Genomic DNA, 19,117 nt, shown 5'->3' with positions numbered 1-19,117 from the left:
AGGAATTATCCAGGGTCAACCGTTCTTTGTCGTTGCATGTAGAGTGCATATGGAATCAGCAGCACAAGGGCTGATAGAGCCACGATTAAGGAAATGAATAGACTGGCTTGAGTGAACAGAAGTGCTCCCAGAGCCGCACCGATGACAAACGTAATCCAGGATAGTGCCAGAACAGCCCATTCGGACGCAGGCGCTTTGCCGCGTACAGCTTTAGCGATGGCTTGTCCAATCCCGAACAAGGTTCCTGACACGAAGCCTTTCCCCACGTCGGCGTGGGCAACCATCTGGTGCATCGTATTCTGCATACCCATCGCCACTGCGAGTGGAAAGAGAATGCTGTCGGTGTGGAGAAATATGACCCAGGTGATCGCAATAACGAATAAGATAGATTCCGCACTTAAAATTAACGTCAAATGATATTGTCTGGATAATTCCGTTATCAACGTACCGATAAATGCACCCACAATGAATAACAGCACGACGACCCCTGTCGTTGTCCATACGGAGTAGTCACCTTTAAAGAGCGCAATGCCTAGCTTGGTGCTATTACCGCTCATAAATGATAAATAAACCTTGCCTAATCCTAGATATCCTATGGCATCAATGAAACCGGCAATGAGCACTAGAGCTGATGATAATAAAAGCCGGGATAATCCCGGCTCTAAGCGTTCTACAGTATGTCCAATAGGTTTGGTTGTGCCTTGATGGCTACTGGTCGAATCCGAATCAGGCGTTAAGGTCATAGACGTAACCTCTTTTCTGGGGCGTGAAAGCAGTGATGCAGATCAGTCTAGCCAGTACGATAGGAATGTAACCACATATGTTGGCATGTACTTTTCCCACTCTTGTGTGAACATCGTAGGTTAGCTAGACAGGTTCTACACAAAGGGAAACGTGATACATGTTAGTTGTCATTCAGGAATGATTCTTATCCTTATGCGGGTCTGGTGCAATAAAGAGCGTATCATTCGGAAGCTGAGCCGCTTCTTCTTTGGAAATACCCAAATTCGTTGACAATAGATCGTCTGGGTTACCTGCAATCCATTCGCTCAGATCAATGGCTTCGTAGTGCCCGCTGTTGAAGCCAATTAACACACGACAGACATCGTCTCCGGTATTTTTGATATAATGACCAGCTCCCATAGGTGCATAGCCAACATCGCCTGCTTCGAAATGCTCTGTTACCGCATGACCCTCTGCGAGGAATACCGTCATTTCAGCCTGACCGCTAATATAGTACTGCCACTCGTCTGCATTAGGGTGCCAATGCATCTCCCGTAGCGCACCTGGCTGCAATTCAATGAGTGACCCAGCCATCGTGGTGGAGATGGGGAAGTCTTCGACGGTCACTGTACGTTGCGTACCACCTCCTGGTGCTCGCCTAGGCTGTTTGGCGAGAAGTGGATACCGGTGAACTGTTGTCAGCTCTGAATTACGACGATATGTACCGGAAGAGGAACTATCATTGGGCACAGGCCCCTTGGCAAAGTAGGCTTCGCCCTGATTCAGCTTGGCTGCTTGTTCTTCGGTGATGCCAAGATTCTGAGCTACAATGTTGTTCGGTGTCTGTGTAATGAAATCCGTAATGCTGAATGTATGATCCTCCGAGAAATCGCCGTTATCAAAAATCAAAATGAAATGACATTCGTCCGGGCCGAGTCCCTGGATGGAATGTCCATATCCACGCGGGAAATACCAGACATCACCGGGCTCGAACGTATCTGTGTAGGCATGTCCATCCGGATGAATGACTGTTGTACGACAGGAACCGCTGATGACATATGCCCATTCTGCTGCATTCGCATGCCAATGTAATTCGCGCATCCCGCCCGGCTCTAATCGCATGGATACGCCAGCAATGCCGATTGAAGCAGGGAAATCTTTAACCGAAGCGCCACGGGTAATTCCGCCAGATCCTGTCCGAGGTTCCTTTTGTTCAAGCCGATACTTAAAAGATGTCATCATGATTCCTCCTCATATCAAATTAGGTTTACATGTAAAAAGTTGAATATGCCGTCTATGTTCTTTTAACCATATCCTACGAATCTATTCAGCTATACCTTAGTTAATATGAGGCAAATGGGAATCATTCATTCGAGGGTCATTCCATTTTTTTGTACATATTGTGTTGCAGGTTCGCGGTGAGTCGAATGATAGACCACATTAGCGGGTTTATAATTAATAATTTTGAACAATTCCTCGGCCATATAACCGGGGCTGTGTCTGAACTCCTGATGAATCCACTCGATAATCATGCCGAAGATAGCATGAGATTGATAACTTGCGAGCAGCTCGCGGTTGATATGCGTTGGGAATATTTCGTTTAGATCCTGTAAGGCAAGGTCGCGTAGAACATTACAGATCATCTGTTGGAAGCTGGAGGATGCCTCGGATTTGACGGCAAGAGTATAGAATGGAGCGTGCTGATAGACATGCTCAAAGATGCGGATGGCTGATGATGGCATATGACTCACTTCAAATATTTCTTTGCCTTGGTAAGGCTCTCGGTAAGAGGTGACCAGGTCTTGAATGACATCGTCTATGATCTCGTCAAACAGGTCTTCTTTGTACTGATAGTGCTTATAGAAGGTTCCCCGATTCAGATCCGCCAACTTTACAATATCGGTAATGGATATTTCTCTAAAAGGTTGCTTTTGCATAAGCTTAATGAGTGCATGTTTCAGCGCAGCTTTGGATTTCTTGATTCTTCGATCCGTGGATTCAGTAGGGTCTGACATCAAATTTCCTCCCTTAGTATAGGTTGTTCAAAAAGTACGCTTTTGATTACGAAGGATGCCTGACGGCGAATATGGGATTCAGCCGAAATGTCCGTTGCTCACGTAGTTTTGCCTACGCTCCGCTACTCCATTTCTATCTTCATCCCATCTTCTCGGTACTGAAAAGCGAACTTTTTGAACTCGTATTTTAGCAGTTGTTCAAAAAGTAAGGTTTAATAAACGTACAATAGGCGTCTGAAGTGTTGGTTAATGTACAATAGGGCAAGCTTTTACTGATTGATCCCAAAAGCTATGACTTATTATACTAAGGATACGAGTTAATGAACATTTGTTTGTTAACTTATTGTAAACGAATACAAAAAGGAGGAATTAAGATATGAAACTTCAAGATAAAGTTGCTGTTGTGACAGGTGCAGGTTCAGGCATGGGGAAAGCAATTGCCACACTATATGCTAGAGAAGGTGCCAAAGTCGTTGTGTCAGATATTAACGAACAGTCCGCTCAGACGGTTGCTAGTGAGATCAAGGAATCAGGCGGAGAAGCCATCGTGGTTTTGGCTAATGTAGCCAAAGAAGAAGATGTGCAAAATCTGATTGATGTGACGGTAAGTACCTATGGGACTGTGGATATTCTGGTGAACAATGCAGGCATTATGGATGGCATGGAGCCAGCAGCAGATATCACCGATGAGAAGTGGGAGAGATTGTTCGCCGTAAATACAACCAGCGTAATGCGGACTACGCGTAAAGTATTGCCGATCTTCCAAGAGAAACAAAAAGGAGTCATCGTGAACATTGCTTCAGCAGGTGGGTTGCACGGCGGACGTGCGGGAGCCGCTTATACAGCTTCCAAACACGCGGTGATTGGTTTCACGAAAAATACGGGATACATGTATGCCGAGCAAGGCATTCGTTGTAATGCCATCGCTCCAGGGGCTGTGGCAACTAACATTAGCTCCTCAATGACAGGAATCAGCCCATTTGGAGCTGGACGCCAACAACTAGGTATGGCGATCAACCCACGTGTAGGTACGAGTGAAGAGATTGCCAAAGTGGCTTTGTTCCTCGGCTCGGATGAATCTAGCTTCGTTAACGGAACCGTCATTACGGCTGATGCAGGCTGGAGTTCATACTAATTCGAGTGCGTAGTGGTAGAATCGCCAATGAAAGAATGATCGGACGGAGCATGTTAAAATCAATGCAATTACAGCACTTCAAGTGCTCAAAGAGAACATACACGACCGTGCGTATAATGCTGTGAAATTAACTAAGAGCCGCATCTCATGATGCGGCTTCTTCATGGTGACTCTACAAACGAGTCGTCCTCGTGTATCGTGTTCAATTCCATTGGGAATTGGGACAAACGTTTGCACTGCCACATTTAGACCTGTCTATGTCAGCTCAGTGATGACTTAGTTTTGGAGTAAAGTGAGGATTCTCGCACAATTAATCGATGTGGAATAATGACAGGGTTATGCGTTTGAGGCTCTCCGCTTATAATTTTGAGTAACACTTGAACTGCTGTATAGCCAAGTTGATAGGTTCCGATATCGATGGAGCTGAGTGGCGGTGAAGCCAGTTCGGATAAGGCTATATTGTTAAAACTGACCACGCTAATATCCTCAGGTACCTGATATCCCAGCTCGGCAAGAGCTCTCAATACTCCAAAAGCCACATTGTCATCAATAACAACAATAGCTGTCGGTCTATCAGGCAAAGACATGAATAGAGACATCGCTCGGAATCCGCTCTCCTGTAGGAATTCACCCTCCACAATCCAGTCCCGATTGGCATGTAGCTCTGCTTCGGCAAGAGCCTTCTGATATCCTCGCATACGATCATGAGATAACGTAATTTCCGGCGGGCCACTCACGAATCCAATCCGCGTATGTCCTTGTGCAATCAGATGCTGCGTTGCATCATAAGCAGTCTGCACATTGTCATTATCCACCATGGGCGCATTCGGGTGAGCTTCACTGCGACCGATCAGTACAAAAGGAAACTCTTCCTCTTCCAGAAATGAAATGATCGGATCATCTCGCTTCGAACCTAGCAGCAGAATGCCATCTACTCTTCGGCCATGCACAAGCCGGGATATGGCATGCAATTCATCGTCGGATGATGTTTCAGTTGTTAGCAGCAATTCATAATTGTTGCGTGTGGCGAGTGTAATAATACCTCGTAATAATTCCCCGAAAAAGTAGTTCTGGAACAACTCCTCTGCAGGGCGCGGAAGCATAATCCCAAGGGTTTGCGTCGTTTTGGACACAAGGCTCTTCGCCATAATGTTGGGATGATAGTTGAGTTCTTTCATAATTTTCTTTACTTTAAGAGACGTCTCGGTGCTAATTCTGGGATGGTTGGAAATCACCCGTGATACTGTAGAAGGGGAGACACCCGCCAATTTGGCTATATCTTTGATCGTAATCATGTAAAAAATCCCCTCTGAACAATCATTTCAACTTTCCCCTATGGTAATGCAAAGGATACGAGAAATCAATTATTACCTACCTGATACAGAATGCGAAGGGAGTAAAATAAAGGAAGAATGAGTTAGAAGAAGGGAATAGAGAATTACTTCGGCAAAATGAAAGAAAATGGTTAAAATTGAAGCAATATGGCTTGTGCAAACGTTTGTACAAAGAAAGTATCGTATTGTATGATGTGAGTGTTATTGTAGCGCTTACATCATTGGTTTTACATACTTCTTAGTACATTTCCCCCTACATATTGAACAAAAATGTGATTCTGTCTTTTATTTGAGCAAACGTTTGTACAAAAAGGAACAAGGATCACAATACCTGACATTCTACGCAGATCCAAGGGTGAGAGAGCGCAATTTCATTGAACCAAACAGAGGGAAGGGGACATTTTACATGAGAAAATGGCAAGGAGCAACATGGTCTGTCGTCATGGCTTTTACATTGGCTGCATGCTCGGCAGGAGGAGGAACTCCATCTCCGACGGCAGCAGGCGAGAATCTCGAGGAAGTTGTACAACTCACAGCCGAAAATCTTCAGCCAGAGGAAGGGGCAACCTTGGTCATCTGGGAGGATAAGAATCAAAGCAGCTTTATTGAGCAAAGAGTTCAGAAGTTCGAAGAGAAGTATGGTGTTACCGTCAAAATGGAAGAATTGCCTCCAACGGATCAGGTAACGAAGCTGACGACAGACGGACCGGCAGGGCTGGCAGCAGACGTGGTCGTGTTTCCACATGACAAAATTGGTAGCGCTTCAGAAGCAGGACTGATCTTGCCAAATGACATTTTTGAAGCAGAAACTGCAGCGAACACAAGTGAGAATGCACTCAAGGCGGTGACGTTCAAGGATATCTTGTACGGATATCCGTACAGTGTTGAGACATATGCCCTCTTTTATAACAAAGCATTATACCCGGAAGCTCCACAAAACTTCGACGAAATTATCAGCTTCGCCCAAACGTTCAATGATACGAAGTCCAATCAATATGCGCTGATGTGGGAATTGCAGCAGTTCTACTACAATTATGCATTCCTGGCTTCGCAGGGCGGATATATCTTCGGTGATAACGGGATGGACAGCGGAGATCTTGGTTTGAATAATGAAGGGGCTCAGAAGGGTGGGCAGTTCCTACAGACACTAAAGTCTGAAGTATTGCCGCTGAAGATGGGTGACGTGAACTACGATATCAAAAAAGGGTTGTTCTCCAGCGGCAAACTGGCGATGGATATTAACGGACCATGGACCATTGCTGATTACCGCAATGCGGGAATCGACTTCGGTGTTGCCCCACTTCCAGCGATCGATGGCAAACCGATGACATCTTTCTCAGGGGTTAAAGCTTATTACGTAAATGCATTCACGCAATATCCGAATGCCTCCAAGTTACTGGCTGCTTTCCTCTCCAATGAAGAGGCTCAGATGGAGAACTTTGAACTAAATGGCACACTTCCGGCGAACAAGAACGTCGCAGCCAATCCGAAGGTTCAGGAAGATCCGATCAACAATGCGTTCCTGGAGCAATTCAACAACTCCACCCCAATGCCTTCGCTTCCTGCAATGGACAGTGTCTGGGGACCGATCACATCAGCTATTACTGATATCTGGGATACTGGCAAGGATGTCAAAGCATCGCTGGACAATGCCGTGAAGCAGATCCAAGAGAGCCTTGCAACCGTGCAGTAAGAACGAACGACGACACGAAGATATGCATAAGAACAAGCTGAAGAAGTGAAGCTAAAAGCTTTCTGAAAGAAAGCTTGCTTCGGAAGCACCTGCATGACTTTATCCCCGGATTTCCCCTTTTAGAAAAGGAATAGAAAAATCTGGGGATAACAGCGATCGGAGAGGAGAGAGCGAATGCAACAGCAGCATGTCCCGGTGCCTGTCGGCCCCGGAAGGGAGAGGCAACACCGGATGACAGCGGCCATATGTTCCATCATATTGCAAGGTCTGGGGCAGTTATATAATCGGCAATGGATCAAAGGAATTGTACTACTGTTGCTGGAGGGAGTAGGGCTTGCATACCTGCTTCCTCGCCTGTCTCAGGCGGTATGGGGAGTATGGACACTGGGCGAGAATACACAGCGTTTTGTCAAAGTGAATGGTTCCACCGTGCTTCAAAAAGGAGACCATTCCATCTTTTTATTGCTTGATGGGATTATCGTATTACTGGTATTTTTTGTGTTTATTCTGATCTACATTTTGAATATCCGGGATGCGTACATGACCGGGCTTGCTAGAGAAGAAGGCAAGCAGATACGAAGTGCAGGAGCCACGATCCGAAACATGATGGATCGAAACTTCCCATATCTGTTTCTGTCCATTCCGGCACTTGGGATACTCTTTTTCACCATTATGCCGATTTTGTTTACGGTCACGATTGCTTTTACCAACTATTCGGCGCCGGATCATATTCCGCCAGCTAAACTGGTAGACTGGGTCGGCTTCAAGACATTCAGTGATCTGATCCAGCTCAAGTCATGGAGTCAGACGTTCTACGGTGTTCTCACCTGGACGGTGATCTGGGCCATTTTAGCTACAGTTACTACTTATTTCGGTGGTGTACTCGTGGCGTTATTGATTGAACAGCGGGGTATACGCTTCAAGAAGGTGTGGCGCACGATTTTCATCCTGCCTTATGCCATCCCGCAGATTATTTCCCTGTTGTTGATGCGCAATCTGTTCAACGGACAGTTTGGTCCGATCAATACGTATATGAGAGCTTTTGGACTGGAGGGATTACCATGGCTGACCGATCCGTTCTGGGCAAAGGTTACAGTTATTGTCGTCAACATGTGGATCGGTATTCCAGTCAGCATGGTGCTGATTCTGGGTGTATTGACAGCCATTCCGCGTGATCTGTATGAGGCTGCCGAAGTGGACGGGGCTTCCGCATTCCAGAAATTCCGAATCATTACGATGCCATTCATTTTATTTGCGACTACGCCAGTGCTCATTATGCAATTTGCTGGTAACTTCAACAATTTCAATGTGATCTTCCTGCTGACCAACGGCAATCCGCTGCGTGGGGATTATCAGTACGCTGGCGCAACGGATCTCCTAGTAACCTGGCTCTACAAGCTAACGCTGGATAACAATAAATTCAACATGGCTTCTGCGGTAGGTATTATTATCTTCCTGATTATCGCTTCATTCTCCATCTGGAATTTCCGCCGCTCCAAATCATTTAAGGAGGAGGACATGATTCAATGAAGACACGCAATAATCCGGTGCGCCTGGCAGTAAGTTACCTGTTACTACTGATCATTGCCGTCGTCTCCATCTATCCGGTGCTCTGGATCTTTCTCTCTTCCCTAAGACCGGGTGCGGCATTGTTTAGTGAGCGTTTATGGCCAGAAGCCTTCACGCTGTCCCATTATGGTGAACTGTTCAACAATCCATCTTTTATGTATGGCCGATGGTATATGAATACGCTGAAAATTGCCTTTTTCACCATGATCTTCTCTACACTCATGGTGACACTGGGGATGTATGCCTTGTCGCGTTTCCGTTTCCGTGGTCGCAAAACGATTCTTTCTACCATGCTGATTCTTGGCATGTTCCCAAGTTTCATGAGCATGATTGCGATCTACATCATTTTGCTACAAATTAAACTGCTCGACACCCATACTGCGCTTATTCTGGTCTATTCTTCAGGAGCAGTACTTGGAGGATTCATCGTCAAAGGATTCTTCGACACCATTCCGCGCAGTCTGGATGAAGCGGCTCGTATCGATGGTGCAAGTCACTTGCGGGTATTCACCAGCATCATTTTGCCATTATCCAAACCCATGCTGACCTATGTAGCTTTAACTAGCTTCACAGGGGCATGGATGGACTTTATTTTTGCCCGTCTGGTACTGCGTACGAAGGAGAATTGGACACTTGCGGTAGGGATGTGGGATCTGGTCAATCGGTATCAGGACAGTAACTTTACGATGTTCGCCGCAGGAGCGGTACTGATCGCCATTCCGATTACGCTGTTGTTTGTTTTCCTACAGCGCTTCCTAGTTCAAGGTCTCACATCAGGGGCTTCCAAAGGGTAACTGTGCTCTGTACATTATTTTGTCCGCGATCTTGTCGTAGATTAAATATATGAAGTGATAAAACACGTGGCAGATCTAGTAGTAGTTAAGTAAAACAACAAATAATACGTCAAGCAGGCACTTCCCGTGATGTTATGTCTAAAGTTGACAGACATCATTACGGAAGTGCCTTCTGCTTCAATATGAGTTTACGAGCCACGTGCCATGTATAACTTCTACATTAAAATTAGCTCATTCAGCGAGCGATTAATGAATCATTTAATTAATTAATTGATCAATCCCTAACCCCAATCCAATCAAATCGTATGTATAAACCCGAAGTATACGCTGTCTCAGCGTACTCCGGGTTTCATGGTTAACTTATGTTGCTTAACGTGTTATTGCCAGTTCACTGTAACCGTAGCTGTTCCGCTCGTCGGGGTGGTGAAGGTATGGTTGGAACCACTTTCCCACGTAACCGTGGAGCCATTCTTTTTGAAGAACTTGAACTCTAGCGGCGTACCCGCTGGAACACTGACGTCATAGTACCACGTTGGGTATGCATGAATGACCTGATTGAACGCTGGGCCAATTGCGGTGGAGCCTGTGGACCAACTTCCCAACTCAGCCACGTTTCCGGTCAGATAGATGTTCTCGCCGAGTGAAGTGGTAGCGTTATTGATGACAAAACGGACAGAAACCTGATCTCCGCTAAGAATCGTAAAATCGTTATAAGCATTGCTACTGACTCCGCCTGCTGTTATTTTCACTGCGTAAGTTCCTGCTGCGACGGCTGGAATCTTGACTTTGATCTGCGTATCTTCCCAAGAGGTGATGGCTGCACCTGTTACTGCTGTAGTTCCGAAGTTCACCGTGCCTTTGGAAGCGCCGAATCCACGACCATCAATGGTGACTTCATTTCCCGCTTTCCCCATAGTAGGGCCTACATTACCAATGGTTGGGGTGGTCTCATTCGCTGTATACTGCCACACGGCTGTTGCACCGGCTGCAAGGTTGAAGGATGTAATGTTTCCTCCATTAGAGGAGATCTGATTACCATTAAGTGCGCCACCGAGCACATCCGTATATGTACCTGTAGGAAGCGAGGTGGTTAGACCTGAGATGGATGCAGGCGCTGAGGTACTACGATTGATTGCAACGACAGCAACGCTATTACCGAATTTGCGTTCATAGATGTATACATCATTGTTGATCCAGCGTTGCTGCGTCGAACCATAGGCTATTGCCGGATTGGACTTACGTAGTGGAGCAAGCTTGCTAATCACATTGAACGCCGTGGATGTTTTGGAGAAGGAGGGCATCTTACCACGGTTATCTGGATCACCGTTCCCGGTCATATATTGTTCTGTTCCATAATAGATGGCAGGTACACCGCGCGAAGTTAATGTAAATGCCAAAGCTTGCTCCAGACGCCGGTTCTGGACTGCATTCGTTTTGAAGCGATCCATATCATGATTATCAATAAAAGTAACCTGATCATGGATGTGATCGTAATCCGATCCGGTACTGCTGATCATGGAATCTAGGGCGTACATCGTGGCGGTATTGTCGCGGAAGACATTCCGAACTTCTTGATTGAAGCGAAAGTCCAGCAGACTCATACCGGATTTATTGGCAAAATCATTATTATCTGCATCTGAAGCAGATGATCCCAGGAACCACTCGCCAAAGGTAAACACAGGCTGATGTGTATAGATCGAAGACATCCAATTCTTTTGCCAGCCCATAGGCATGTGTTTCACTGCATCTACACGAATTCCGTCAATGCCCATATCTAGCCACTGCTTGATTGCATCCTTGAAATACGTATCGATGGTACCGTTATTGTGGTTCATGTCAGCCAGGTCGTAGAGGTTTTTATAGATGCCGTTCTCAAGTGTGGAGAAGTCAGAGCCACCATTGTGATGGAAATACTGGTTGGTATCATTGGTGTACCCGCCTATAAGGTTACCATTGTCGTACAACCTGCCATTCTCAGCAAATGAAGTATCGGTTTCCATGGCGGGGGAGGTATGGTTAGGAGCGAAGTCGATGATGATTTTAATGTCTTTGGCATGAGCCGTGTCGACCAAGTTTCTGAAATCAGTCATCGTGCCAAAGGCTGGGTTCGTTTTCTTGAAGTCGCGTGCCCAATAGCCATGGTAGGCTGTATTGTTGACACCCGAGTAGTTAATTAGAGAGTAGATATTCTCGACAGGTTGAGAGATCCAGAGCGCGGTTATACCTAGATCGGTAAAGTAGTTATCATTAATTTTGTCTATTAGTCCCTGCCAGTCGCCACCACAGTACAGTTTAAGATTGCTGCAACTTGCGTCGTAGGCTCCTCCTGTCGGATTGTTGGCGGGATTGCCATCGGCGAAGCGGTCTGTGAACACCTGATAGATGACATCTGTACTGAAATTCTGTTTATTGGTTACCGCAGTATCAGGATCTGCGAATACAGCTGGTGTGGTTAGAAAAGGGAAGGCACTTCCTGCCATCAAGCCTAGTGTCAGCGTTGCGCTGAGAAGGACTCGCTTGGTTAATTTGAACATGGTAATCCACCCTTCATCAATTGGTTTGGATATGTTCTGAATTATTGTAATAGCGCTTACAAATGACGAATCTCGCATTTCTGTTGAACGCATCGCCTCCCTTATGGCATGCCAACAACCCCGGCATCTCCTGCTGGAGTTACCGGGGTTGTTCTAAACCATATCGGTTCAAAAGCATAGCCCTCGAGTTATCTTCACAACGATATAATAATTAAATATTGGTTTAGTTGTCAATATATATTTTAAAAGCATTTATTTGCTAGTTATCTATTGTTTCGTATTCTTCAACTGGAGTAAGCGGAATCCGTATGCTTCAATCTGGAGCTGATTCTTCTGATCCGTCTTGAATGAATCATTGTTGAACACGTCATGCCAGGTTCCGTCTACAGAAAGTGTGAGATCGAGCGAGCGTGATTGATCATCGGCGTTGAGTATGAGCACGAAGTATTCCCCTGTGTGTGGATCATGTCGTTCAATAACAAGACAAGCATCATCAGCTCTGGCATGGAGCATGTTGAGATTAGCACTGCGAAGTGCAGGATGTTGTTTACGTAAATGAATGATCGTTGTGAAGAAGCTGAGAAGATCCTTGTTTTGTTTGTCTTTGTCCCATTCCATGCATTTGCGGCAGCCAGGATCGTAGCCACCTTCCAGCCCAATCTCGTCTCCATAATAGATGCAGGGTACACCTGGATAGGTGAAGAGTAGGAGGAGGGCGAGCTTCATTTTGCGCACATCCCCCTTACATTCGGTCAGAAGTCGCGGCGTATCATGGCTATCTAACAGGTTAAATGAAACCTCAGTAACCGATTGAGGATAAGCGATGAGCAGCTTACCGATCTCGTCAGCAAATCCTAAGCCATCCAGTTTACCGTGTACAGCAAAATCGAGCACGGAGTTAGTAAACGGATAGTTCATCACCGCATCAAACTGGTCACCCTGAAGCCACATGATGGAATCATGCCAGATTTCACCCAATAGGTAGGCATCGGGGTTAATGCTTTTGACGGTTTGTCGGAATTCACGCCAAAATTGATGATCCACCTCATTAGCGACATCAAGTCGCCAGCCATCTATACCAATGTCCTGAACCCAGTAACGTGCCACTTCCAGCAGGTAGGATTTCACTTCAGGATGCTCTGTATTTAACTTAGGCATCAGGGGTTCGAAGGCAAAGGTATCATATGTCGGTATGCCATCCTCGATCCGTGCCGGCCAATCCCGAACATGGAACCAATCGGCATAGGGGGATAATGCACCATTTTCAAGGATATCTGCAAAAGGGAAAAACTCTCGGCCTGAGTGGTTAAATACCGCATCTAGAATCACTCGTATCCCACGTTCATGACAGGCATCCACCAGCTCTTTCAGTTTCTCATTCGTGCCGAAATGAGGATCTACCTTGAGATAATTGCCAGTGTTGTACTTGTGGTTCGTCGTTGCCTGGAACAATGGACAGAAATAGATCGCGTTAATGCCGAGATTAACCAGATGGTCGAGGTGGTTGATAATGCCCTGCAAGTCACCTCCGAAGAAATTAACTGGCGTAGGCTCACCGCCCCATGGCTCCGCATTGGCTGGGCTGATGGAAGGATCGCCATTAGCATAACGTTCAGGGAATATTTGATAAAAGACCGCTTCTTTTACCCAAGCAGGAGCTTCAAAAATATCTGCCGGATTCATAAATGGAAAATCGAAGAACTCCAACGAATTTTCCGGCATCGCTGTCTCGAATCTGCGTTCAGTCATCCACACACATTGATCATCCTTCTCTAACCGGAAACCGTAACGTAACCGGCGGTAAGGTGGCTGTACCTCAACCTCCCAATAATCGAAGAGGGCATCGCTGGTGAATAGATGCATGGGGAGGGTTTCCATCGTTCGATCCCAGGCATACTTATCCCCGATAATGGCATAGGCGGCGTCTACATCTCCGCGCTTGGATCTCAGGCGAACATGCATTGTAGAGCGGTCATAAGCGTACGACCAATTTAATTTGGGGCGATGGTAAATAGCTTCGAGTAGCATTCAAGTCACTCCTTATGGATAAAAGTTATAGAACCCGGCTATAAACGCAAAAAAGGCACAACCCCCAATGTTCACGAGGTTGTACCTTTCGGCAGCATAGCCTTTTGATTATAGCGTTATTATACGAACTAAATTCGCAAAAGAAAACACTTTTTTTTACTTTTATCTCACTTTTTTGATCTCGCCATAATGAGCACTACAGCTTACAGATCATAACCAAGTTTAGCTGCATATTTAACTAGCTCATTATTGGATTGCTCGATCAGTTTAGCACCTTGAGCAAGTTTAGCATTACCTTGTTTCAGCAAAGTGCTATTCACTTTAGTTTTGGATACCGACTTCTTGAACAATTGGTAAGCTTCAAGCTGCGTGTAGCTTCCTTTGACCAGTTTGGCATGGATTTTTTGCAATTCAGCATTTTGTGGTTTCACTAGTTTTAGCTTAGATACATATTTGGTGTAGTTCGGAATTGCGGTATTGGTCAATTTCAGAAACACAGATTTGCGATTAGCCGAAGTGATGATGGTACCGCCACTTACAGCGTTGAACGCTTTCTCTTCATATACTGCGGCTTCTGTCAATTTATCAATGTAGTCCAGAAAATCAATCTCTTCGTCCGTCGGTAACGGTTCGTCTTGAGATGTATCGTAACCATATTCACTGTCTTCTGAGTAGGTAGATGTTGTATCCTCAGCTGCAGCCGCATAAGAACCAGCAGGTAGGAATACGCCTCCTAGCAATACAAAACTCATAATCAATGATAATATCCAAGATTTCTTCATGTTTCATAGCCCCCATCTTGGTCATGTCTTAAATCTCACTGATCGAAATTCTAAGACAATCCCTAATTTATGTATATTATTCCAATGGATAATCTAACATAGTACGACAGTAAATTACAGGAATAGATTTACATAAAATCGTTCTCAGCGATAATTACGAAATAGTACCTATTCAACGTTCCGTAGGGGGTCTGAGAGATAGGTATAAAGAGGTATTAGCATGTTCATATGTGAAAACGAGAGCGTGTTTCTCATAAACTACATATCTTCACACCATAATAAGAGGTAAATAATTACATAAATGTGTGTTTGATAAAAGTGGGATTATATAAGGTATAAAGTTGGATCTCTCACAATCCCTATATTAATAAGTAATAGGAGTCTGAATGACATCCGCACATCTCGGGAAATATTGCCAAATAAATGCTTGTACAAAGCACATAACTGAATTACAATACAAATGATAATGAGATTCAATATCATTTAGAGGATAAAGGGGAGTCGGGTTAGCATGTTCAGATTTAAGAAAAAGCTATTTATGTACGCTACACTTCTATTGATGATTTCACTGCTGGCAGGGTGTGCATCGGGGGGAAGTGCAGAGACAACAAATACGGCAAGCCAAGCTACGAGTGGGAACACGAGCAGTAGTGAAAGCGATACAACGGGCAATACGACAGATGATCAGACTAGAGTGATCAAGCATGCTATGGGTGAAACCACAATTACAGGTACACCGCAGAAGATTGTAACACTGTTCCAAGGTGCGAATGATGTTGTGGTTGGTCTGGGTGTTAAGCCCACAGGTGTTGTTGAATCATGGGTTCAGCAACCTGTATACGAATATCTGAGAGCTGATCTGGACGGCGTACCACAAGTGGGTCAAGAACCTCAGCCCAATATGGAAGAGATCAACAAATTGAAGCCGGATCTCATTATTGCAACGAAGATCAGACATGAGGACATCTATGAACAGCTGTCACAGATCGCCCCAACGGTTGTAACGGAAACGTTGTTTGATTGGAAAGAAACCGTGAAACTGGCTGGCGAAGCAATGAATAAGGTGGAGCAATCGGACAAGCTGCTGGCAGATTGGGATACGCGTGTAGCTGACTTCAAAGAAAAAATGGGTGATCGCCTCCCGATCGAAGCAACCATCACTAACTTCAGAGCCGATCAAGTTCGTATTTTCTACATGGGTTATGCAGGCAAAATTCTGAAAGAGCTCGGTTTCACAAGACCAGCAGGTCATGATGAAGATACATGGGGTGTCGAATTGACGTCCAAAGAGAGCATTCCAGATATGAATGCTGACTTGATCTTCAACTTCAATTCAGGTACTGAGACGGAAGCAATTCAGAAGAACTATGAGGATTGGACAAACAGTCCATTGTGGAAGAACCTCGATGCTGTGAAGAACAACCAGTTGGTTCAAGTCGATGAAGTGGCTTGGAACATGGCAGGAGGATATACATCTGCCAATATGATGCTGGATGATCTGTATGAATATTTCAAATTGAATTAACGGGAGCGAGACCTGCCATGCACCAACATTTGAAGCAAAGTGTATGGGCTGGCAGGTCTTTTTGCATTTCATGGATGAAAGAGTGAGAATATGTTTCCCCTTTTTACGAAGACAAGCGGAAAGATTTATGGAATCGTAGGTTTATTTATTTTGCTGATGTTGGCCTGTGGGTCCAGTATGATCTTTGGACGTACAGCGATTACGTTGCAGGATGGGATGGATGCACTCCGGCACTATGATGAAGAATCCATCGAGCATATCGTTCTGTTAACAGAACGTCTGCCACGTACGGTCATTGCCGCGGTTGTAGGGGCGAGTCTGGCTGTAGCAGGCGCGCTTATGCAGGCGTTGACTCGTAACCCGCTCGCTTCACCGAGCGTGTTCGGAATCAACGCTGGAGCCATTTTCTTCATTGTGATTGCCATCGTTGTTCTATCCGTTTCATCCTTAAATACAATGATGTGGTTTGGTTTTGCAGGTGCAGCAATTGCTGCTGCTATCGTATATGGACTGGGGTCGCTTGGGCGAGACGGTCTAACACCAATCAAAATTGTTCTGGCAGGCACTGCCATTACAGCACTGTTCTCTTCCTTCACTCAAGCGGTGCTTATATTAGATGGAACGGGTCTTCAGGATGTGTTGTTCTGGCTGGCTGGTTCAGTAAGTGGACGAACGCTGGACATGTTATATCCTGTTCTTCCTTATATGACGATTGCAGCAATTGTAGCGCTCTTCATGGGAAGGGCGGTCAATCTACTGTTGACGGGTGATGATATTGCTAAGGGCATGGGACAGAATGTGCTGTTAGTTAAGCTGCTCATGGGTGTGGTTACCGTATTGCTTGCTGGTGGTTCTGTTGCCGTTGCTGGCTCGGTCGGTCTGGTTGGTCTCGTTGTTCCACATATCATGCGTGCCCTGGTGGGAAATGATTATCGCTGGCTGGTACCCTATTCCATACTTGGGGGAGCCATCTTATTGCTATCCGCTGATGTTGTCGCAAGACTGGTCATCATGCCGCAGGAAATTCCGCTAGGTGTCATGACAGCAATCATCGGCGGCCCCTTCTTCGTATACATAGCCCGTAAGGGGGGGACGAAAATATGAGAAAAATGTTAACCTTTCGCACGAAAAAAGATGCCATTTCACTGCAAATGGAACGGAAATCATTAATAGTGATTATTGTATTGTTTATGCTATCTCTAGTTGCAGCGATCGTTGGCACAAGTATAGGCAGTGATTATATTTCTCCACTCCATGTGCTGCAAACGATCTTTAAGTTAGGTACGGGTGACTATGATTTTGTGGTGCTCACCTTAAGGTTACCCCGTGTGTTATTGTCTCTGCTCGTCGGTGCAGCACTGGGAATGTCTGGTGCAATCCTACAGGGGATCATTCGTAATCCGCTCGCTTCACCGGATGTCATTGGGATTACAGGCGGCGCAGCCGTTGCCGCGGTTGGTTTCGTATCCATTCTGGGCGGAACGATCAGTATTAAGTTACTTCCGCTGTTTGCCATTATTGGAGCGCTAATTACAGCGCTAGTGATATATGTACTGGCATGGAAAAAAGGAGTAACTCCCATCCGTCTCGTACTGATCGGGATTGGAATCTCGGCAATTATGGGCGCAGGAACTACCTTTATGCTGATTCTGAGCCCATTCTATACGGCTGGACAAGCCTATATCTGGCTAACAGGCAGCATCTATGGAGCATCATGGCTTGATATCCAAACGATTCTACCGGTGATTTTCATTGTTGTACCTCTCGCGATATGGTTTGCCAGAAGTCTAAATGCGCAGGAGTTCGGTGATGATGTGGCAACTGGGCTCGGTGTAACCGTGCAATGGCATCGCTCATTACTGCTTCTATGTAGTGTGCTACTCGCAGGCATCGCCGTCGCTGTTGCTGGAACCATCGGATTTGTGGGTCTAATTGCACCACATATTGCACGAAAGTTAGTAGGCAGGATGTTCGGAAGCTTGCTTCTAGTATCGGGTCTTGTTGGCGCATTGCTCGTACTAAGTGCCGATCTGATTGCACGTACAGCTTTCCTTCCCCTTGATGTGCCAGCAGGTGTATTTACGGCGGGGATCGGTGCACCATTTTTCCTATATTTATTGTTTAAGAATCGAAACCAGTTTTGAGGAGGAGAGAAGCGTGAGCATTCTGGAAGCAAAGAACCTTACAATCTCTTATGGAGCAGATCCGATCATAGATAATCTGAATCTAACGATTCCAAAAGGACAGATTACGGTTCTCATTGGTAGTAATGGCTGTGGCAAATCAACATTGCTCCGCACGATGGCCCGATTGTTAAAATCCAGCTCAGGCTCCGTGCTGCTAGATGGTGATGAGATTGCCAAGCTCCCTACCAAAGAGATTTCAAGACGCATGTCAATCCTGCCACAAGGCCCCTCCGCACCGGAAGGTCTTACAGTCAATCAATTAGTCAGACAGGGGAGATATCCTCATCAGAGCTGGCTGAAGCAATGGTCTCGCGAAGATGAACGCATGGTTAAGCTAGCACTTGAATCAACACATCTAACGGAGCTAGCGGATCGGCCGCTCGATGCATTGTCTGGTGGTCAGCGCCAGCGTGCCTGGATTGCGATGACACTGGCTCAAGGCACGGAGACGTTGCTGCTGGATGAGCCGACGACGTATCTGGATATGACCCATCAGATTGAAATACTGGACTTATTATTTGAATTAAATGAGCAAGAAGGCCGTACCATTGTGATGGTGCTACATGATATCAATTTGGCTTGCCGATATGCACATCACATCGTAGCCGTTCATAACAAATCCATTTATGCAGAAGGAAAACCGGAGCAGATCGTTACGCAGGACATGATTCGTACTGTGTTTCAGATGGAATGTGAGATTGCTGTTGATCCGTTGTTTGGGACGCCGACCTGTATCCCACATGGAAGGGGAAGAAAGTTAGACGGCGAGAAGCGTTACACCCAACTGGCTTAAGGATGA

General features: G+C 45.7%; 15 protein-coding genes. 8 read left to right on the top strand and 7 right to left on the bottom strand.

Annotation, left to right across the window (positions count from 1 at the left end; genetic code table 11):
- Positions 1 to 5: 5 nt before the first annotated feature.
- The 3 genes from ASD24_RS10065 to ASD24_RS10055 all read right to left on the bottom strand — a co-directional run bounded on the left by ASD24_RS10065 (position 6) and on the right by ASD24_RS10055 (position 2,738).
- The gene (locus ASD24_RS10065; RefSeq protein WP_056695103.1) at positions 6 to 743 is read right to left on the bottom strand and encodes a YoaK family protein; all 738 of its coding nucleotides are present in this window, start codon (positions 741 to 743) and stop codon (positions 6 to 8) included.
- Between the two features lie 172 nt (positions 744 to 915).
- Positions 916 to 1,965, bottom strand: coding sequence for a cupin domain-containing protein (locus ASD24_RS10060; RefSeq protein WP_235540505.1), 1,050 nt, complete (start codon positions 1,963 to 1,965; stop codon positions 916 to 918).
- Between the two features lie 125 nt (positions 1,966 to 2,090).
- The gene (locus tag ASD24_RS10055; protein ID WP_056695100.1) at positions 2,091 to 2,738 is read right to left on the bottom strand and encodes a TetR/AcrR family transcriptional regulator; all 648 of its coding nucleotides are present in this window, start codon (positions 2,736 to 2,738) and stop codon (positions 2,091 to 2,093) included.
- A 376-nt stretch (positions 2,739 to 3,114) separates the two neighbouring features.
- Here ASD24_RS10055 and ASD24_RS10050 point away from each other — a divergent pair, with 376 nt between their 5' ends.
- Positions 3,115 to 3,873 carry an SDR family oxidoreductase gene (locus ASD24_RS10050; RefSeq protein ID WP_056695098.1) on the top strand — a complete coding sequence of 253 codons (759 nt, stop codon included), beginning with the start codon at positions 3,115 to 3,117 and terminating at the stop codon, positions 3,871 to 3,873.
- A gap of 260 nt (positions 3,874 to 4,133) precedes the next feature.
- Here ASD24_RS10050 and ASD24_RS10045 read toward each other — a convergent pair whose 3' ends face one another.
- Positions 4,134 to 5,168, bottom strand: coding sequence for a LacI family DNA-binding transcriptional regulator (locus ASD24_RS10045; RefSeq protein WP_056695096.1), 1,035 nt, complete (start codon positions 5,166 to 5,168; stop codon positions 4,134 to 4,136).
- 445 nt (positions 5,169 to 5,613) lie between these two features.
- Between ASD24_RS10045 and ASD24_RS10040 the strand changes: the two genes are divergently transcribed.
- The 3 genes from ASD24_RS10040 to ASD24_RS10030 all read left to right on the top strand — a co-directional run bounded on the left by ASD24_RS10040 (position 5,614) and on the right by ASD24_RS10030 (position 9,263).
- Positions 5,614 to 6,900 (top strand): sugar ABC transporter substrate-binding protein, encoded by a 1,287-nt coding sequence (locus ASD24_RS10040; RefSeq protein WP_056695095.1) that lies wholly within the window; start codon positions 5,614 to 5,616, stop codon positions 6,898 to 6,900.
- 174 nt (positions 6,901 to 7,074) lie between these two features.
- Positions 7,075 to 8,430, top strand: coding sequence for a sugar ABC transporter permease (locus ASD24_RS10035; RefSeq protein ID WP_056695094.1), 1,356 nt, complete (start codon positions 7,075 to 7,077; stop codon positions 8,428 to 8,430).
- Positions 8,427 to 9,263, top strand: coding sequence for a sugar ABC transporter permease (locus ASD24_RS10030; protein ID WP_056695093.1), 837 nt, complete (start codon positions 8,427 to 8,429; stop codon positions 9,261 to 9,263). Before ASD24_RS10035 ends, ASD24_RS10030 begins: the two co-directional genes overlap by 4 nt.
- A 377-nt stretch (positions 9,264 to 9,640) precedes the next feature.
- On the opposite strand, the gene ASD24_RS10025 is transcribed toward ASD24_RS10030, so the two are convergent.
- The 3 genes from ASD24_RS10025 to ASD24_RS10015 all read right to left on the bottom strand — a co-directional run bounded on the left by ASD24_RS10025 (position 9,641) and on the right by ASD24_RS10015 (position 14,607).
- A complete protein-coding gene (locus ASD24_RS10025) occupies positions 9,641 to 11,797 on the bottom strand; it encodes an alpha-amylase family glycosyl hydrolase (protein WP_056695199.1) in 2,157 nt (718 codons plus the stop codon).
- Positions 11,798 to 12,064: 267 nt separating this feature from the next.
- Positions 12,065 to 13,825 (bottom strand): glycoside hydrolase family 13 protein, encoded by a 1,761-nt coding sequence (locus tag ASD24_RS10020; protein ID WP_056695088.1) that lies wholly within the window; start codon positions 13,823 to 13,825, stop codon positions 12,065 to 12,067.
- Between the two features lie 203 nt (positions 13,826 to 14,028).
- Positions 14,029 to 14,607 carry a hypothetical protein gene (locus tag ASD24_RS10015; RefSeq protein ID WP_056695085.1) on the bottom strand — a complete coding sequence of 193 codons (579 nt, stop codon included), beginning with the start codon at positions 14,605 to 14,607 and terminating at the stop codon, positions 14,029 to 14,031.
- Positions 14,608 to 15,118: 511 nt separating this feature from the next.
- Here ASD24_RS10015 and ASD24_RS10010 point away from each other — a divergent pair.
- The 4 genes from ASD24_RS10010 to ASD24_RS09995 all read left to right on the top strand — a co-directional run bounded on the left by ASD24_RS10010 (position 15,119) and on the right by ASD24_RS09995 (position 19,111).
- Positions 15,119 to 16,132 (top strand): ABC transporter substrate-binding protein, encoded by a 1,014-nt coding sequence (locus tag ASD24_RS10010; protein ID WP_056695082.1) that lies wholly within the window; start codon positions 15,119 to 15,121, stop codon positions 16,130 to 16,132.
- A gap of 90 nt (positions 16,133 to 16,222) precedes the next feature.
- Entirely contained in the window at positions 16,223 to 17,236 is a 1,014-nt protein-coding gene (locus tag ASD24_RS10005; protein WP_056695077.1) for a FecCD family ABC transporter permease, read from the top strand.
- On the top strand, positions 17,233 to 18,276 hold the full coding sequence (locus ASD24_RS10000; RefSeq protein WP_056695069.1) for a FecCD family ABC transporter permease: 1,044 nt from the start codon (positions 17,233 to 17,235) through the stop codon (positions 18,274 to 18,276). Before ASD24_RS10005 ends, ASD24_RS10000 begins: the two co-directional genes overlap by 4 nt.
- A 13-nt stretch (positions 18,277 to 18,289) precedes the next feature.
- Positions 18,290 to 19,111 (top strand): ABC transporter ATP-binding protein, encoded by an 822-nt coding sequence (locus ASD24_RS09995; protein WP_056695063.1) that lies wholly within the window; start codon positions 18,290 to 18,292, stop codon positions 19,109 to 19,111.
- The last annotated feature ends 6 nt before the right edge of the window (positions 19,112 to 19,117 follow it).

This window comes from Paenibacillus sp. Root52 (assembly GCF_001426865.1).
Classification (GTDB): domain Bacteria; phylum Bacillota; class Bacilli; order Paenibacillales; family Paenibacillaceae; genus Paenibacillus.
This window is presented reverse-complemented; position numbering and strand designations above follow the sequence as displayed.

What these genes read in the sequence shown, in the direction of transcription:
- ASD24_RS10030 (WP_056695093.1), top strand. Translation starts at nt 8,427, where the DNA reads ATGAAGACACGCAATAATCCGGTGCGCCTGGCAGTAAGTTACCTGTTA.
- ASD24_RS10065 (WP_056695103.1), bottom strand. Translation starts at nt 743, where the DNA reads ATGACCTTAACGCCTGATTCGGATTCGACCAGTAGCCATCAAGGCACA.
- ASD24_RS10055 (WP_056695100.1), bottom strand. Translation starts at nt 2,738, where the DNA reads ATGTCAGACCCTACTGAATCCACGGATCGAAGAATCAAGAAATCCAAA.
- ASD24_RS10015 (WP_056695085.1), bottom strand. Translation starts at nt 14,607, where the DNA reads ATGAAGAAATCTTGGATATTATCATTGATTATGAGTTTTGTATTGCTA.
- ASD24_RS10020 (WP_056695088.1), bottom strand. Translation starts at nt 13,825, where the DNA reads ATGCTACTCGAAGCTATTTACCATCGCCCCAAATTAAATTGGTCGTAC.
- ASD24_RS10010 (WP_056695082.1), top strand. Translation starts at nt 15,119, where the DNA reads ATGTTCAGATTTAAGAAAAAGCTATTTATGTACGCTACACTTCTATTG.
- ASD24_RS10045 (WP_056695096.1), bottom strand. Translation starts at nt 5,168, where the DNA reads ATGATTACGATCAAAGATATAGCCAAATTGGCGGGTGTCTCCCCTTCT.
- ASD24_RS10035 (WP_056695094.1), top strand. Translation starts at nt 7,075, where the DNA reads ATGCAACAGCAGCATGTCCCGGTGCCTGTCGGCCCCGGAAGGGAGAGG.
- ASD24_RS10040 (WP_056695095.1), top strand. Translation starts at nt 5,614, where the DNA reads ATGAGAAAATGGCAAGGAGCAACATGGTCTGTCGTCATGGCTTTTACA.
- ASD24_RS10060 (WP_235540505.1), bottom strand. Translation starts at nt 1,965, where the DNA reads ATGATGACATCTTTTAAGTATCGGCTTGAACAAAAGGAACCTCGGACA.
- ASD24_RS10025 (WP_056695199.1), bottom strand. Translation starts at nt 11,797, where the DNA reads ATGTTCAAATTAACCAAGCGAGTCCTTCTCAGCGCAACGCTGACACTA.
- ASD24_RS10005 (WP_056695077.1), top strand. Translation starts at nt 16,223, where the DNA reads ATGTTTCCCCTTTTTACGAAGACAAGCGGAAAGATTTATGGAATCGTA.
- ASD24_RS10050 (WP_056695098.1), top strand. Translation starts at nt 3,115, where the DNA reads ATGAAACTTCAAGATAAAGTTGCTGTTGTGACAGGTGCAGGTTCAGGC.
- ASD24_RS10000 (WP_056695069.1), top strand. Translation starts at nt 17,233, where the DNA reads ATGAGAAAAATGTTAACCTTTCGCACGAAAAAAGATGCCATTTCACTG.